Below are 15,000 nucleotides of genomic sequence, written 5' to 3'. Positions count from 1 at the left end.
CATATCTTGCGTTTTCGCAGAAAGCATAATAATAGGCATCTCTTTCGATTCTCTTACTTTCATACACATATGAATACCATCTACTTTCGGCATCATAATATCTAATACGACTAGATGCACTTCATTTTCTTCCAGTAAACGTAGCCCTTCTTCTCCGTCCCCTGCTTGTAATACTTTATATCCTTCATTCTTTAAATAGATTGTAATTAAATTCCGAATTTCTTTTTCATCATCTACGACAAGTATTGTTTCGTGTGCCACAATATCTCCCCCATTACTTTTTTAATCCCTAACTTCTATTATAGGAAAACTTCTGAAGAAAAACGCTCGGAAATCCTTAAGATTTTCTGAAGACGCAAAAAAGGTCTAGACTCCCCTTAAGTCTAGACCTTTTAAAAAACCCCTTTTATTTACGAACGTAGATGAAATATAGTACGAATAAAACTCCCATAACATACATAATCGGATGAACCTCTTTACGACGACCACTCACAACCATTGTAATTGGATAGAAGATAAATCCAATCGCAATCCCAGTTGCGATACTATACGTAAGTGGCATAGAGATAATTGTAAAGAATGCTGGTACTGCAATCTCGAATTTCTTCCAATCAATTTCCCCTAAGGAAGAAACCATCAATATTCCTACAATAATTAAAGCTGGTGCCGTTACAGCTGGCGTTACAACACTTAGTAATGGCGAGAAGAATAGTGCCAGTAAGAAGAATCCTGCTGTTACAACTGCTGTAAATCCAGAACGTCCTCCCGCTGCTACCCCTGCAGACGATTCAATGTAAGACGTTGTTGTTGATGTACCCAAGATCGCACCAATTACAGTCGCAATCGCATCTGCAAATAATGCTTTTCCTGCACGTGGTAATTTATTGTTCTTCATTAATCCAGCTTGATTCGCAACCGCTACAAGCGTACCTGCTGTATCAAAGAAATCGATAAAGAAGAACGTTATAATAACAATCCCCATTTGAACAGTGAAAATATCTCCAAAGTGCGTTAATGCCACACCGAACGTTGGTTCTAGACTCGGTATTGCTCCCACTACAGCTTTTGGAGTATCAATTAATCCTGTCGCTACTCCTAAGATTGCCGTAAGAATCATACCGTAAAACACTGCACCATTAACTTTCTTAATCATGAAGATGATTGTAGTAACAACCCCGAAGATTGCTAGTAACGTTGTGCCCTTTGTTAAATCCCCCAATCCAACAAGAACAGCATCATTTTTCACGATAATTCCGGCATTTTGGAATCCAAGGAAGGCAATGAACAATCCGATACCTGCCGCTACTGCAAACTTTAACTCCGATGGAATTGCATTAATGATTTTTTCACGAATACCTGAAGCAGTAAGAATAATAAAGATAATACCTGACATTAATGTTCCGGCAATGGCCGTTTGCCACGGAATACCCATCGTTAACACTGCTGTATAAGCAAAGAACGCGTTAATTCCCATACCTGGCGCTAAAGCAATTGGATACTTTGCGAAAATACCCATAATTAACGAACCGATCGCTGCCGCTAATGCCGTAGCAACGAATACTGCACCTGGATCCATCCCTGTACCTGCTGGTAACCCTTTAACATTTCCAAGCGACAGCGTAGCAGGATTGACAAACAGTACGTAAGCCATAGATAGAAATGTTGTTAACCCTGCTATGAACTCAGTTTTATAATTCGTACCGAGCTCATCAAATTGAAAATAGCGTTTCATCCTACGTTTCCCCCGTTATATGATTACTCGCCGTAATCTCCCTAGCCCTCTTTTATCTATTAAAAATAAAAAAGGCTTCCATTGCATATACATGGAAGCGTTCTATGAATAAAGACAAGTTTCCCCTCATCTTTATCTAAACGCCTCGTAGTCAAGCCATTTACGGTAGCTAGGTAGAAACTTTCGGGCCATATCCCCGATATTATACGACGGCATAATATTCACTTTTCGTTTGAATTACATACTCATATTAACTCTTGAATGTATTTTTGTCAATTTAAAAGCGAACATTTTTATATTTTTTTATATTTTCGTTCGTATTAACAACGAAAACAAAAAGATCCATCTATTCATGAATGATAGATGGATCTTTTTTATTACAATACTATTCCCACTCAATAGTTGCTGGTGGCTTACTCGTTACATCATACACGATACGGTTAACGTGTTTTACTTCGTTTACGATACGAACAGAGATTTTCTCTAGTACGTCCCAAGGAATACGTGCCCAGTCAGCTGTCATACCATCGATCGATGTTACTGCACGGATACCTACTGTGTAATCGTAAGTACGCTCGTCACCCATAACACCTACGCTACGCATACCAGGAAGCGCCGTGAAGTATTGCCAGATTTCGCGGTCTAATCCTGCTTTAATAATTTCTTCACGTAAAATCGCATCAGATTCACGAACGATTTCTAATTTCTCTTCTGTGATTTCACCTAATACACGAATACCAAGACCAGGACCTGGGAATGGTTGACGCCATACGATTTCATCAGGAATTCCTAGTTCAGATCCTAATACACGTACTTCATCTTTAAATAACGTATTTAAAGGCTCAATTAATTTGAACTGCATGTCTTCTGGAAGTCCACCAACGTTATGGTGAGATTTAATTGTTTGTGCAGTTGCTGTACCACTCTCAACGATATCTGTGTAAAGTGTACCTTGTGCTAGGAAGTCCATACCTTGTAATTTAGATGCTTCATCATCAAATACGTAAATGAATTCGTTACCGATGATTTTACGTTTTTGTTCTGGATCTTCTACACCTTTTAACTTGTTCATGAAACGTTCTTGTGCATCCACTTTAATAACGTTCATATGGAAGCCTTCGCTAAATGTTTTCATAACGCCTTCTGCTTCACCTTTACGAAGTAAGCCGTGGTCAACGAAAATACATGTTAACTGATCACCGATTGCTTTATGAATTAATACTGCTACAACAGAAGAGTCTACGCCGCCACTAAGTGCACATAGTACTTTTTTGTCTCCAACAGTTTCACGAATCTTTTCTAATTCTACTTCGATAAAGTTCTCCATGTTCCATCCTTCAGAACAACCACATACGCCGAATACGAAGTTTTTAATTAAATCGTTACCGTGCTCAGAGTGACGTACTTCTGGGTGGAATTGTACACCGTATAAGTTTTTCGCTTCATTGCTCATACCAGCAATTGGGCAAGACTCACTTGTTGCGTCTACTACGAATCCTTCAGGTAAACCAGTTACTAAGTCGCCATGGCTCATCCATACAACTTGCTCTTCTGGAAGGTTCGCATATAATTTTGATTCGTTCTCTACTTTAAGAACAGCTTTTCCGTACTCACGGTGGTTTGCACGCTCTACTTTACCACCGAAGTGTTGTGTCATAAGCTGCATACCGTAACAGATACCGAAGATCGGTAAACCTAGTTCGAAGATTTTTTCATCACAATGTAATGCACCTTCACCGTATACGCTATTTGGTCCACCAGAGAAAATAATCCCTTTTGGATTCATTGCTTTAATTTCTTCTGCAGTAATTGTATGTGGATGAAGTTCACTGTATACACCGAACTCACGAATTCGACGTGCTATTAACTGATTGTATTGACTTCCAAAATCTAAAACGATAATTGTATCGTGTTGCTTCTTCAAAATAATCACCCCAACGTTAGTTCTCGTATATAAATATTTTCACCAATTTGGCGAAAAGCATTACTAATATAATAAAAAAAGCCAGTCCTCCGCCTCTAGTCTCATAACAAAGAAAAGGCAGGGGTCTGGCTTTATAAAGAAAGATAGTCTCCGCTCTTTATAAATATAAGACACACTGCCTTCATAGTCAGGTTGTTTACGGTAACCCGGTAGAGACTCTCAAACCATATCATTGAGGATATATGAAGGATCGTTTTATATTATCTTCCTAGATTCTAACAATGAAGTATCTATATGGTCAAGAGAGAAAGCGACAAAATTCTACAGAAATTCATTTCCTTTTCTAAAAAACATAAAAAAACATCCATTTCTATATAGAAATGGATGTTTTTTAGGGCAAACGGAATTACATCATTCCGCCCATACCGCCCATGCCCATGCCGCCCATGTCAGGCATTGCTGGTGCATTTGGTTCTGGCTTGTCAGCTACTACAGCTTCAGTTGTTAAGAACATAGCTGCAACAGATGCTGCGTTTTGAAGTGCAGAACGAGTTACTTTAGCTGGATCTACGATACCAGACTCAAGCATGTTAACCCATTCGCCAGTAGCTGCGTTGAAACCAACGCCTACTTTTTCGCCTTTTAGACGCTCTACAACTACAGATCCTTCTAGACCAGCGTTGATTGCGATTTGACGAACTGGCTCTTCTAGTGCGCGAAGTACGATGTTGATACCTGTTGCTTCGTCGCCTTCAGCTACGATAGAAGCTACTTTCGTGTATACGTTCATAAGTGAAGTACCACCACCTGCAACGATACCTTCTTCTACTGCTGCACGAGTTGAGTTAAGTGCATCTTCAATGCGAAGTTTGCGCTCTTTTAACTCAGTTTCAGTTGCTGCACCGACTTTAATTACTGCTACGCCACCCGCAAGTTTCGCAAGACGCTCTTGTAATTTTTCACGATCGAATTCAGAAGTTGTTTCTTCTAATTGCGCACGAATTTGACCAATGCGAGCTGCGATTTGCTCTGTATTTCCAATACCTTCAACTACAGTTGTGTTTTCTTTTGTAACAACAACTTTACCAGCACGTCCTAAAGATTCAACTGTAGCAGATTTTAAGTCACGACCTAATTCTTCAGTGATTACTTCGCCACCAGTTAAGATTGCGATATCTTCTAGCATTGCTTTACGACGGTCACCAAATCCAGGAGCTTTAACAGCTACTACATTGAATGTACCACGAAGTTTGTTCACTACTAATGTAGCTAATGCTTCGCCTTCTACATCTTCAGCAATGATAAGAAGTGGTTTACCTTGTTGTACCACTTGCTCTAATACTGGTAAGATTTCTTGGATGTTAGAAATCTTTTTGTCAGTAATTAAGATGTATGGGTTATCAAGAACTGCTTCCATTTTGTCAGAATCAGTAATCATGTAAGGAGATGCATATCCACGATCAAATTGCATACCTTCTACTACGTCTAATTCTGTTGTGAATCCTTTAGACTCTTCTAAAGTAATAACGCCGTCGTTACCAACGCGCTCCATTGCTTCAGCGATTAATTGACCTACTTCTTCGTCAGCTGCAGAAATAGCAGCTACTTGTGCGATAGAAGATTTGCCTTCGATTGGTTTAGAAATCGTTTTTAATTCTTCAATTGCAGCAGTAACAGCTTTTTCGATACCTTTACGAAGACCCATTGGGTTAGCACCAGCTGTTACGTTTTTAAGACCTTCACGAATCATAGCTTGCGCTAATACAGTTGCAGTTGTTGTTCCGTCACCAGCTACATCGTTTGTTTTGCTAGCAACTTCTGCTACTAATTTCGCACCCATGTTTTCGAATGCATCTTCTAATTCGATTTCTTTTGCGATTGTTACACCATCATTTGTAATAAGTGGTGAACCAAATTTTTTCTCAAGTACAACGTTACGACCTTTTGGTCCAAGCGTTACTTTTACTGCGTTTGCAAGAGTGTCGACACCGCGAAGCATCGAACGACGTGCTTCTTCACTAAATTTAATATCTTTTGCCATAATAATTGACCCCCTTGGATTTTTTAAGATTTATATAATTAACCGATAACTGCTAAAATGTCACTTTCACGTAAAATCAAGTAGTCTGTACCTTCATATTTCACTTCAGTACCTGCATATTTTGAGAAGATGATAAGATCACCTGCTGCTACCTCTAAAGCAACACGCTCACCATTTTCAAGCACTCGACCAGTACCTACTGCAACAACTTTACCCTCTTGTGGTTTTTCTTTTGCAGTATCTGGTAATACAATACCACTTGCTGTTTTTTCTTCTGCTTGAACAAGCTCAATTACAACGCGATCACCTAATGGCTTTAGCATGAACAATAACCTCCTCATTTTGTTATGTAAATTTTATTTATTAGCACTCAAGTCACCCGAGTGCTAACACACTTATAATAATAAATAATCTCAATTTCTTTTGCAAGTAAAAAAATCATAATTTTTTCGCAAATTACTATATAAACTTTCTATATAGAATACCGCCTTTACTATATGAAGCATTGTTTCCACTGCTCGTATGTTACAATATGAAAGGACACCCTAAGTTGTTTTCGCTATACACACAACTTTCTCCTGTCTTCTATTATAATTTCAAATAAGGATTTACGAAAAAAACATAATTTAAGTGAGGTTTATATCGTAGGTAGCATATTTACATGTTATCCTAACTTATCTCATACACTATAGTTAGAAAGGATGGTTAAACCATTTGAAAAAACAATATTGGTGGGTTATCGTTACATACATTTTAATGCAGTTATCTGGCGTTGTTGGATTACCACTTCTCCTAAAAACAGGACTCTATGATAATAGAGGGTTTACCATTGAGGAAAAAGGACAAATCATAACGGGACACTGGGCAATTATTAGCTTCTTTGTTGCATTATGTATCGTACTTTGGTTACTTAGAACAGATATTCGTGACAGGCATTTAGATTCAACGCGCTCTTCTGTTCCAGCTACAATTGGATGGATTTTCATCGGATTATTCTTAGCTTTCTTTTCACAAATAGTTGCCGGTATGATCGAGATGCAACTACTAGGAATTAAACAAGGTTCAGAAAATACAATGAAACTGATGGAAATTGCACGAACTACGCCTTGGTTCCTTATTGTTGTATCTATAATCGGACCTATCTTAGAAGAAATCGTATTTAGAAAAATTTTATTCGGTGCACTTTATAAGAAGTTCAACTTCTTTATTGCAGCTATCATTAGTTCGCTTGTATTCGCAGCAATTCATTTTGATTTTACTCACTTATTGGTATACACTTCTATGGGGCTCGTATTCGCCTTTTTATATGTAAAAACGAAGCGAATTATCGTTCCTATTGCAGCTCATGTTGCGATGAATACATTAGTCGCTATTGGGCAAATTTTTATGAGCAATGAGCAAATTCAAGAAATGATTAAAGAAGCTGAAAAAATGCAAGGCTTTATCGGAGGATTTTTTGTATGAGAAACTCACCATTGTTCATGGCTGCACTATACTTCCTTCTTGGATGTATCTTTACACGCTTCGCCATTACGAACGTGACAGATACAATCTGGAATGTGTGGACAATACTATTTGCAGTTATGGCAACAATTGATTTTAATTTGGCACTTCGCCTTATATTAGTTAAATTCACAAAGAAGAAACAATAATAAAACGCAGAGGTCGCTTCCTCTGCGTTTTATTGTGGATAGTTTTTCAAAAAGTAAACTAATGTTTGTAACTCTACAGCTAAATCAATATGATGAATTCTAATATTCTCTGATACGTTTAATCGTGCTGGTGTGAAATTCAAAATACCATGCACGCTCGTTTCAGCTAATCTATCTGCTACAGCTTGTGCTACTGTAGCCGGTACTGTTAATATTGCCACTTGTATATCATTTGATAATCTCTCTTCTAATTCATCTAAATGGTATACAGGAATGCCCCCGATTTCTGTTCCAACTTTCTCTTCACTAACATCAAATGCCATTTCAATTTTTGTATTATTGTTTTTCGTGAAATTATAATGTAAGAAAGCGGTCCCTAAATTACCTACTCCAATAAGTGCTACACGCGTGATATCATCTTGATCAAGTGTTTCGCGGAAAAATGATAATAAATAATTTACGTTATATCCGTATCCCTTTTTCCCTAACGCTCCAAAATACGAAAAATCTCTTCGTATTGTTGCGGAATCTACTTTTACCGCTTCACTCAATTCGGCCGATGAAACACGCTGCTTACCAGAAAGAGATAAGTTTTGGATAAATCGATAGTATAGAGGCAATCTTTTAGCAGTGGCTTGTGGAATCTTTTGCTGATCCATATGACCTCTCCTCTCTTCCTATCTTTATTCATATACTTTAATCAAATACAGAAGTTTAGCACTCATTAAATTCCTTGTATAATAAAGAGAAGAAGTATTCTCTCTTATTTTAAACTATACACTATTTTTAGTATGATTGAGAAATATAAACATGGCAAAGTTAAGAAATTATTTGAGGTGAAAACATTGATTTTATTACAAGTAAATGGACTTTCGAAATTATACGGTGCAGAAACAATTCTTGCAAACATAAAATTGGAAGTACAAACAAAAGATCGTATCGCATTAGTTGGAAGGAATGGAGCTGGAAAATCTACATTATTAAAAATTATCGCTGGTGAATTATCACATGATGGTGGCGAAATTATAAAACCGAAAGATGTCTCAATCGGGTATTTAGCTCAAAATACCGGCCTAGAAACGTCTTTAACAATTTGGGATGAAATGCTAACCGTCTTTACCCACTTACAGCAAATGGAGACAAAACTTCGAAGGCTTGAGCAAGAAATGGGAAAAGAAGAAAACTTTTCAAACGAAGCTATATATGAAAGATTGTTAGCTGATTATGACCAATTGCAACTCAATTATAAAGATCAAGGTGGATATCAATATGAAGCGGATATTCGCTCCATTTTAAGCGGCCTTGGCTTCCCAGTTGAAACGCACCAGACGACGATTTCTACTTTAAGCGGTGGGCAAAAAACAAGATTAGCTCTCGGGAAATTATTATTAACAAAACCAGACTTACTTATTTTGGACGAGCCTACAAACCATTTAGACATCGAAACATTAACATGGCTTGAGCAATATTTACAAGGTTATCCTGGCGCAATATTAATCGTTTCACATGACCGTTATTTCTTAGACAAACTCGTTACACAAGTATATGAAATTTCGAATAAAGAAAGCAGACGATTTGTTGGTAACTACAGTAAATATTTAGACTTAAAATCAGCCTTATACGAGCAAGAAATGAAACGTTACGAAAAACAACAAGATGAAATCGCAAAACTTGAGGACTTCGTTCAAAAGAATATAGCTCGCGCCTCTACAACGAAACGTGCTCAAAGTCGCCGTAAACAACTAGACAGAATGGAATTATTAACGAGACCATTAGGTGATTCTAAGTCAGCATCATTCCACTTCGATATTGAAAAGCAAAGTGGAAATGATGTTTTACAAGTAAAGGATGCAACCATTGGCTATGATGAGGACCCTATAATTGAAAACGTAACTATGCGCTTAACTCGCGGAGATAGTGTTGCTTTAGTTGGTCCAAACGGAATTGGGAAATCTACATTATTAAAATCTATTGTGAATAAGTTACCACTATTAAATGGTGATGTTTCTTTCGGATCAAATGTATCTGTTGGTTATTATGATCAAGAGCAAGCAAACTTAACATCTTCTAAACGGGTTTTAAATGAACTATGGGATGAATATCCACTGCAACCTGAAAAAGAAATCCGTACTATACTTGGGAATTTTTTATTCACAGGAGATGATGTACTGAAACCAGTATCTTCCCTTAGTGGTGGACAAAAAGCTCGATTAGCTCTTGCGAAACTTATGATGCAAAAGTCAAATTTATTAATTCTGGATGAGCCTACGAACCACCTTGATTTAAATAGTAAAGAGATTTTAGAGAATGCTTTAATTGATTATCCAGGGACTCTTCTATTTGTCTCACATGACCGCTACTTTATTAACCGTGTAACAACGACTGTGGTTGAGTTATCAACAGAAGGTGCACAGGAATATTTAGGGGATTACGATTACTATGTGGAGAAGAAAAATGAAATGATTGAACGCGCAGCATTTGAACAACAAGAACAGCAAGAAAATCAGGCACCTGTTCAAAAAACTGTAGCTCAAGAAAAATTAAATTATCTCGAAGAAAAAGAGCGTAAACAATTAGAACGTCAACGCACTCGAAAAATTGAAGAACTAGAACAAAACATCTTAAACTTAGAAGAAGAAATTGCTACGTTAGAAGATCAACTTTGCTTACCAGAAATATATGCAGATTATGAAAAAGCGAGTGAAATTACAACAAAAAAACAAACGCTACAAGAACAACTTGAAACTTGTATGGCAGAATGGGAAGAGCTGCATGTATAAGAGTATTTAATAAATAAGGAAGATGTCTCATCAGTCATGATTTCTGACTATGCGACATCTTTTTTTAAGTACATAAATAATTTTTTGAATATATCAATGGTAACTCGGGATATTTCAACGATTTTTCAAATACATCTATCGTAACCCTATATATATAAACGATTCGACACGAAATATCGATTTACCGACAAGGATTGACAATATCAGCACCCTCTATAATGGAGGGATATTTCAAAATGTTTTTCAGGGATATCTTCTTACTTTTTATTTCCCGAAAAACAATACATCCAAAGGTCAGACTTCATCTAGTTTATCCACAAACTTATACACATATCCACCTTTATAAAATAGCTACTAAAACAACTTTTCCACATTATCCACAACTAACAAAAAAGTTATCAACACTTCATATACACAACAAAACCCACATTATCAACAGATAATATGGGTTTTATCCACAAGCTGTGGTTAATTATGTGCATAACTATGCTTCAATATCTAATCCTGGATTCGCATTTAAGGCTAATGTTGCACGCTTGCCTTGTTCATACGCAATTGTCCCTGCCGCTGCAATCATTGCTGCATTATCTGTGCATAAAGATAGCGGTGGAATAATTAGTTCAATGTTTTCTTTTTGTGCAAATTCCTCTTCTAATCGCGCACGAAGTCCTTTATTAGCAGCTACTCCACCAGCAAGAAGTAATTGCTTTACATTATAAGCTTCTGCTGCACGAGCTGCTTTCGTTACAAGTACATCTATTACACTTTCTTGGAAACTTGCCGCTAAATCTTCTGGTTTAATTTCTATACCACGTTGTTTCGCGTTATGCACAGTGTTGATAACTGCTGATTTCAATCCACTAAAGCTAAAATCATATGAATTCGGTTCTAGCCATGCACGAGGCAAATCAATTGTTGGTTCTCCTTCATGTGCAAGACGATCAATATGCGGACCACCTGGATATGGCATAGATAACGTACGAGCTACTTTATCATATGCTTCTCCAGCTGCATCATCTCGCGTTTCACCAATTACTTCAAATGAACCATGTTCTTTCATATAAACAAGTTCTGTATGCCCACCAGATACAACAAGTGATAATAGCGGGAATTGAACTTCTTTTACTAAACGGTTCGCATAAATATGACCAGCAATATGATGAACACCGACTAGCGGAATATCATGTGCAAAAGCTACTGCCTTCGCTGCATTTACCCCAATTAGAAGTGCTCCTACTAAACCAGGCCCTTCTGTTACAGCAATTGCATCAATATCATCAAATGTGATATTTGCTTCTTTTAAAGCTTCTTCTAACACAACTGTAATTTCTTCTACATGATGACGGGATGCAATCTCTGGTACAACCCCGCCAAAACGTTTATGACTTTCGATTTGTGATGCAACGACATTCGCAATAATTTCCGTTCCATTTTTAACAACCGCTACCGCTGTTTCATCACAGCTCGTTTCAATCCCAAGTATAATCGTATTTTTTTCCATTATATATTCACCCACATTACAAGACCATCTTCCTGATTGTCTGCATAGTATCGTTTACGAATTCCACCATTTTGAAATCCGTATTTTTTGTATAACTGCTTTGCTACTTCATTTGATACACGTACTTCAAGCGTCATTGTTTTTACTCCTAGTTCTTTCGCTTCTGAAATAACTGCTTTCAATAAGGCATCTCCTAATTTTTGACCTCGGTATTCTGGCAAAATAGCTATATTTGTTATATGTGATTCATCAATAATTATCCACAATCCACAATATCCGATTACACGACCATCTTTTTCTAACACAATATAATGTGCATGTTCATTCATCGTTATTTCACGGTGAAAGGCATCTGCAGTCCAAGGAGTTGAAAAAGATACTTCTTCAATAGCTACAATTTGAGCAATATCATCAAGTTCCATCTTTCTAAATATCATATCCATCTTCTGCAAGGCCCCTACTTGTTTTGACTTTCCAACCACTTTGTTTCAGCTTCAGCTAAACGAAGATAGCTTGGAACAAACGTATGCACATCTTGTTCTTCTTTTTGTAATCCTAAGAATGCTAGCTCACTTGGTCTTGGATTATTTTTAGTAAAAGGAGCGAATACAGCTTGATCACCTAAATGTTCTATAATTGTTTCTTTATGCAATTTAACATCATTACCGATAAATAAAACAGGCTGTCCTTTATCTTTTAACATTTGCAACCAGTCCACAATAAGAATAATTCGGTCTTCTTCTATTGAAGTTAACTGCTCTCCTTCATATGTATATAATCCAGTATAAATTTGCCCACGTCTTCCATCAAATAAAGGACAAATTAACCCATTAAAGTTAGCACCGTTTGCAGCTACTACCTCTAAACTTGATACACCTACAATTGGTATTTGAAGTGACCAAGCTAATGTTTTTGCCGCTGTCACGCCTATGCGAACACCTGTATATGATCCAGGTCCAGCAGCTACTACGATTTTAGTTAATTCCTTCGGTTTTACACCACATTCTTTTAACAGTTGCTCTACAGCTGGCATAAGACGTACAGAATGGTTTTTCGTCAAATTTGTAATGATTTCCCCAATCACGTTTCCTTCCTCAATAAGGGATACACCCATTACGTAATTTGAAGTATCAATTGCTAGTACTTTCATCTTGTAATAGCTCCTCACATAATCTAATATAGCGATCTCCAATTGGCTCGAGTATAATTTTTCTTGTGTCATCTCCCGCATGGAATAAACTAATTTGTAACTTTTCATTCGGTAAATATGCTTCTATTAAATGAGCCCATTCCACTACCGTAATTCCTTCACCGTAGAAATACTCATCAAAGCCTAAGTCCTCTTCGCTTTCTGCTAAGCGATACACGTCCATATGATATAGCGGTAATCTTCCTTTATATTCTTTAATAATATTAAAGGTAGGACTATTTACAACTCTTTTCACTCCAAGACCTTTTGCTAGTCCCTTTGTAAAAGTCGTCTTACCAGCTCCAAGATCTCCTTCTAAAATAATTACATCTTGTGCTTCTACGAGTTCACCTAGTTTTTCTGATAATCTTTGTGTTTCCTCAGAAGATTTTGTTGTTACTTCATATTTTCTCACAGACTTCACCTACTTTACTGACAATGTTCTCTGCTCTTTATTATACAGGTTTTGAATATATAAAAAAGTCCTTAGGAGTTGTCCTAAGGATAGTTTGACTGTCTTTATTAGTTTTTTGTTAAAACAAATAAAAAAATACGAAACAACTTGTTTCGTTCTTTTCTTTATATAAAATGGCGGTCCCGACCGGGGTCGAACCGGCGATCTCCTGCGTGACAGGCAGGCATGTTAACCACTACACCACGGGACCATTTGGTTGCGGGGACAGGATTTGAACCTGCGACCTTCGGGTTATGAGCCCGACGAGCTACCGTACTGCTCCACCCCGCGATGATATAAATAGCTTGGCGACGTCCTACTCTCACAGGGACAAGGTCCCAACTACCATCGGCGCTAGAGAGCTTAACTTCCGTGTTCGGTATGGGAACGGGTGTGACCTCTCTGCCATCATCACCAAACTATGAAGGCATATTCCTTCAAAACTAGATAACATTGCTACATATTATATGGTTAAGTCCTCGATCTATTAGTATTCGTCAGCTCCACATGTCACCATGCTTCCACCTCGAACCTATCAACCTGATCATCTTTCAGGGATCTTACTAGCTTACGCTATGGGAAATCTCATCTTGAGGGGGGCTTCATGCTTAGATGCTTTCAGCACTTATCCCTTCCGCACATAGCTACCCAGCTATGCCCTTGGCAGAACAACTGGTACACCAGCGGTGCGTCCATCCCGGTCCTCTCGTACTAAGGACAGCTCCTCTCAAATTTCCTACGCCCACGACGGATAGGGACCGAACTGTCTCACGACGTTCTGAACCCAGCTCGCGTACCGCTTTAATGGGCGAACAGCCCAACCCTTGGGACCGACTACAGCCCCAGGATGCGATGAGCCGACATCGAGGTGCCAAACCTCCCCGTCGATGTGGACTCTTGGGGGAGATAAGCCTGTTATCCCCGGGGTAGCTTTTATCCGTTGAGCGATGGCCCTTCCATGCGGAACCACCGGATCACTAAGCCCGACTTTCGTCCCTGCTCGACTTGTAGGTCTCGCAGTCAAGCTCCCTTATGCCTTTGCACTCTACGAATGATTTCCAACCATTCTGAGGGAACCTTTGGGCGCCTCCGTTACACTTTAGGAGGCGACCGCCCCAGTCAAACTGCCCACCTGACACTGTCTCCCGGGTCGATAAGACCCGTAGGTTAGAATTTCAATACAGTCAGGGCGGTATCCCACCAGCGCCTCCACCGAAGCTAGCGCTCCGGTTTCAATGGCTCCCGCCTATCCTGTACAAACTGTACCAAAATTCAATATCAGGCTACAGTAAAGCTCCACGGGGTCTTTCCGTCCTGTCGCGGGTAACCTGCATCTTCACAGGTACTATAATTTCACCGAGTCTCTGGTTGAGACAGTGCCCAAATCGTTACACCTTTCGTGCGGGTCGGAACTTACCCGACAAGGAATTTCGCTACCTTAGGACCGTTATAGTTACGGCCGCCGTTTACTGGGGCTTCAGTTCAGAGCTTCGCTTACGCTAACCCCTCTCCTTAACCTTCCAGCACCGGGCAGGTGTCACCCCCTATACTTCGCCTTACGGCTTCGCAGAGAGCTGTGTTTTTGCTAAACAGTCGCTTGGGCCTATTCACTGCGGCTTTCCGTTAAGAAAGCACCCCTTCTCCCGAAGTTACGGGGTCATTTTGCCGAGTTCCTTAACCAGAGTTCTCTCGCACACCTTAGGATTCTCTCCTCGCCTACCTGTGTC

At 38.7% G+C, this 15,000-nt stretch carries 13 protein-coding genes, 2 tRNA genes, 2 rRNA genes and 2 riboswitches (2 of these 19 cut by a window edge); of the genes, 3 read left to right on the top strand and 14 right to left on the bottom strand.

From position 1 onward, the window contains the following. The 5 genes from AC241_RS01550 to groES all read right to left on the bottom strand — a co-directional run. Positions 1–261 carry the 5' portion of a response regulator transcription factor gene (locus tag AC241_RS01550; RefSeq protein ID WP_000929891.1) on the bottom strand. It extends 441 nt beyond the left edge of the window, so only the first 261 of its 702 coding nucleotides appear in the window; its start codon is at positions 259–261; its stop codon lies off the left edge, out of view. A gap of 145 nt (positions 262–406) precedes the next feature. Further along, entirely contained in the window at positions 407–1,732 is a 1,326-nt protein-coding gene (locus tag AC241_RS01545; RefSeq protein ID WP_000833096.1) for an NCS2 family permease, read from the bottom strand. 128 nt (positions 1,733–1,860) lie between these two features. Further along, positions 1,861–1,962: riboswitch (purine riboswitch) on the bottom strand. Positions 1,963–2,117: 155 nt separating this feature from the next. After that, the gene (gene guaA / locus AC241_RS01540; protein ID WP_000743908.1) at positions 2,118–3,656 is read right to left on the bottom strand and encodes a glutamine-hydrolyzing GMP synthase; all 1,539 of its coding nucleotides are present in this window, start codon (positions 3,654–3,656) and stop codon (positions 2,118–2,120) included. Between the two features lie 164 nt (positions 3,657–3,820). Beyond that, positions 3,821–3,922: riboswitch (purine riboswitch) on the bottom strand. 140 nt (positions 3,923–4,062) lie between these two features. Further along, the gene (groL, locus tag AC241_RS01535) at positions 4,063–5,697 is read right to left on the bottom strand and encodes a chaperonin GroEL (protein ID WP_001029992.1); all 1,635 of its coding nucleotides are present in this window, start codon (positions 5,695–5,697) and stop codon (positions 4,063–4,065) included. Positions 5,698–5,735: 38 nt separating this feature from the next. After that, on the bottom strand, positions 5,736–6,020 hold the full coding sequence (groES, locus tag AC241_RS01530; protein ID WP_000917311.1) for a co-chaperone GroES: 285 nt from the start codon (positions 6,018–6,020) through the stop codon (positions 5,736–5,738). Between the two features lie 391 nt (positions 6,021–6,411). On the opposite strand from groES, the gene AC241_RS01525 reads away from it, so the two are divergent. Together AC241_RS01525 and AC241_RS01520 are read left to right on the top strand one after the other, a co-directional pair. Beyond that, on the top strand, positions 6,412–7,161 hold the full coding sequence (locus AC241_RS01525; protein ID WP_050842419.1) for a CPBP family intramembrane glutamic endopeptidase: 750 nt from the start codon (positions 6,412–6,414) through the stop codon (positions 7,159–7,161). Beyond that, positions 7,158–7,349, top strand: a complete 192-nt coding sequence (locus AC241_RS01520; RefSeq protein ID WP_001246204.1) for a YdiK family protein — start codon at positions 7,158–7,160, stop codon at positions 7,347–7,349. The genes AC241_RS01525 and AC241_RS01520 overlap by 4 nt, the downstream gene beginning before the upstream one ends. Before the next feature lie 29 nt (positions 7,350–7,378). Here AC241_RS01520 and AC241_RS01515 read toward each other — a convergent pair whose 3' ends face one another. Next, entirely contained in the window at positions 7,379–8,008 is a 630-nt protein-coding gene (locus tag AC241_RS01515) for a redox-sensing transcriptional repressor Rex (RefSeq protein WP_000372699.1), read from the bottom strand. 186 nt (positions 8,009–8,194) lie between these two features. Between AC241_RS01515 and AC241_RS01510 the strand changes: the two genes are divergently transcribed. After that, positions 8,195–10,129: an ABC-F family ATP-binding cassette domain-containing protein gene (locus tag AC241_RS01510; protein WP_217896272.1), complete on the top strand. Its 1,935-nt coding sequence runs from the start codon at positions 8,195–8,197 to the stop codon at positions 10,127–10,129. A gap of 484 nt (positions 10,130–10,613) precedes the next feature. Here AC241_RS01510 and tsaD read toward each other — a convergent pair whose 3' ends face one another. From tsaD to AC241_RS01470, 8 genes are all read right to left on the bottom strand, one after another. Then, entirely contained in the window at positions 10,614–11,630 is a 1,017-nt protein-coding gene (gene tsaD / locus AC241_RS01505) for a tRNA (adenosine(37)-N6)-threonylcarbamoyltransferase complex transferase subunit TsaD (RefSeq protein ID WP_000414595.1), read from the bottom strand. Beyond that, a complete protein-coding gene (rimI, locus tag AC241_RS01500) occupies positions 11,630–12,073 on the bottom strand; it encodes a ribosomal protein S18-alanine N-acetyltransferase (protein ID WP_029441459.1) in 444 nt (147 codons plus the stop codon). The genes tsaD and rimI overlap by 1 nt, the downstream gene beginning before the upstream one ends. A gap of 14 nt (positions 12,074–12,087) precedes the next feature. Then, positions 12,088–12,780, bottom strand: a complete 693-nt coding sequence (gene tsaB / locus AC241_RS01495) for a tRNA (adenosine(37)-N6)-threonylcarbamoyltransferase complex dimerization subunit type 1 TsaB (protein ID WP_016083765.1) — start codon at positions 12,778–12,780, stop codon at positions 12,088–12,090. Continuing rightward, positions 12,761–13,234 (bottom strand): tRNA (adenosine(37)-N6)-threonylcarbamoyltransferase complex ATPase subunit type 1 TsaE, encoded by a 474-nt coding sequence (gene tsaE, locus AC241_RS01490; RefSeq protein WP_016083766.1) that lies wholly within the window; start codon positions 13,232–13,234, stop codon positions 12,761–12,763. Before tsaE ends, tsaB begins: the two co-directional genes overlap by 20 nt. A gap of 174 nt (positions 13,235–13,408) precedes the next feature. Continuing rightward, positions 13,409–13,484, bottom strand: a tRNA-Asp gene (locus AC241_RS01485). 3 nt (positions 13,485–13,487) lie between these two features. Continuing rightward, positions 13,488–13,564, bottom strand: a tRNA-Met gene (locus AC241_RS01480). A 12-nt stretch (positions 13,565–13,576) separates the two neighbouring features. Then, positions 13,577–13,692 (bottom strand): 5S ribosomal RNA (rrf, locus tag AC241_RS01475). Between the two features lie 48 nt (positions 13,693–13,740). Continuing rightward, positions 13,741–15,000, bottom strand: a 23S ribosomal RNA gene (locus AC241_RS01470); it runs 1,662 nt beyond the window's last position.

It is taken from the genome of Bacillus thuringiensis, from assembly GCF_001182785.1.
Taxonomy (GTDB): Bacteria; Bacillota; Bacilli; order Bacillales; family Bacillaceae_G; genus Bacillus_A; species Bacillus_A thuringiensis_S.
Note: the sequence above shows the minus strand (reverse complement) of the source record. Positions and strands in the feature narration are given on the sequence as shown.